Here is a 1707-nt window from a genome sequence, read left to right as displayed (position 1 = left end):
GCTTGGTGTCGGCGGCGTCGATGCGTGCTTTCAGCGGGCCGTCGAGCTTGCCCTGCTCGTCGATGGCACTGATCACCGCGCTACGGCGCTCCTCGAGCTCGCGCAGGTAGCGAAGCCGCTCGTCTAGGTTGCGAAGCTGGCTGTCATCCAGCGCCCCGGTCACCTCCTTGCGGTAGCGGGCGATGAAGGGCACGGTGGCCCCTTCGTCCAGCAGTGCAACCGTGGCGCTGACCTGCTGCGCCTTGACGCCCAGCTCTTCGGCCAGACGCGAAACAATCCGTGCGTTTACATCCATAGGTGCCACAAACTCATACCGGCTTTTAAATGCCGACACGGTACCACAAAGCCATGACGCTGGCATGAATTGCCACGCCACCCCGCAGCACCGCTGCGCGCTGCCTTTCGCGGGTGCGCCATACGGCTTACCCGCGCTACGTATGTATCTGCACTTACCTCGTAGCGCGGCGTAACGAGCGACAGCGAGGCACCCGCGATGGCGGCGCCAGCCGCCCGGATCGTGCCACGTCAATCTATAGCACCGCTTCGCGCTGCCTTTCGCGGGTACACCCTTCGGCTTACCCGCGCTACAGGAAGGTACTGCGTGCACGACAAAAAAGGGGCGGCGCGTGTGCGCCGCCCCTTTCGGGTATCGCTCATGCCGATCAGGTCAGCTGGGGGCCGGCCTTGATGATTGCTTCGTTCACGCCTTCGAACTTCTTGAAGTTCTCGACGAACTTGGTGGCGAGCTCGCGCTGGTGGCGATCGAACGCGCCCTGGTCTTGCCAGGTGTCACGCGGGTTCAGAAGGCTCGAGTCGACGCCGGGCACCGCGACGGGCACGTCGAGGTTCAGGCCGTCGATGTGCCGGGTCTCGATGTCGCGCAGCACGCCGGACTGGATCGCGCTGATGATCGCGCGGGTGGTCGGGATGGAGAAGCGCGAGCCGCCTTCGCCATAAGCACCGCCGGTCCAGCCGGTGTTGACCAGGTAGACCTGGGCGTCCTTCTTCTCGACGCGCTTGATCAGAAGGTCCGCGTACTCGCGCGCCGGGCGCGGGAAGAACGGCGCGCCGAAGCAGGTGGAGAACGTCGCGGCAAGGCCCTCGGAGGAGCCCATCTCGGTGGAGCCGACCTTGGCGGTGTAGCCGGAGAGGAAGTGGTACGCCGCGGCTTCCTTGGAGAGCACCGATACCGGCGGCAGGACGCCGGACATGTCGCAGGTCAAAAACACGATGGCGCTGGGTTCGCCGGCCAGGTTCTCCGGCACGCGCTTCTCGACGTGCTCCAGCGGGTAGGCGGCGCGGGAGTTCTGGGTCAGGCTGTCATCGGCATAGTCAGGCGTGCGGCGGTCGTCGAGCACCACGTTCTCGAGCACGGTGCCGAACTTGATCGCGTTCCAGATCACCGGCTCGTTCTTCTCGGAAAGGTCGATGCACTTGGCGTAGCAGCCGCCTTCCATGTTGAAGACGATGTCGTCGCCCCAGGCGTGCTCGTCATCGCCGATCAGGTAGCGGCCCTGGTCGGCGGAGAGCGTGGTCTTGCCGGTGCCGGAAAGCCCGAAGAACAGGCACGTCTCGCCATCTTCGCCGACGTTGGCGGAGCAGTGCATCGGCAGCACGTCAGCCGCCGGCAGCAGGAAGTTCTGTACCGAGAACATGGCCTTCTTCATCTCGCCGGCGTAGCGCATGCCGGCGATCAGCACCTTCTTC

At 65.0% G+C, this 1707-nt stretch carries 2 protein-coding genes; both read right to left on the bottom strand.

Features of this window, described 5'->3' with window-relative positions; all coding sequences use genetic code 11:
* A partial coding sequence (locus BIS11_RS16770; protein WP_301286504.1) for a Tex-like N-terminal domain-containing protein occupies window positions 1-295 on the bottom strand: 295 nt, incomplete at its 3' end.
* Between the two features lie 367 nt (window positions 296-662).
* The coding region (locus BIS11_RS16765) for a phosphoenolpyruvate carboxykinase (ATP) (RefSeq protein WP_253586611.1) at window positions 663-1707 on the bottom strand (1045 nt) is incomplete at its 5' end.

Source organism: Halomonas sp. 707D4 (assembly GCF_024158685.1).
Taxonomy (GTDB): domain Bacteria; phylum Pseudomonadota; class Gammaproteobacteria; order Pseudomonadales; family Halomonadaceae; genus Vreelandella.
This window is presented reverse-complemented; position numbering and strand designations above follow the sequence as displayed.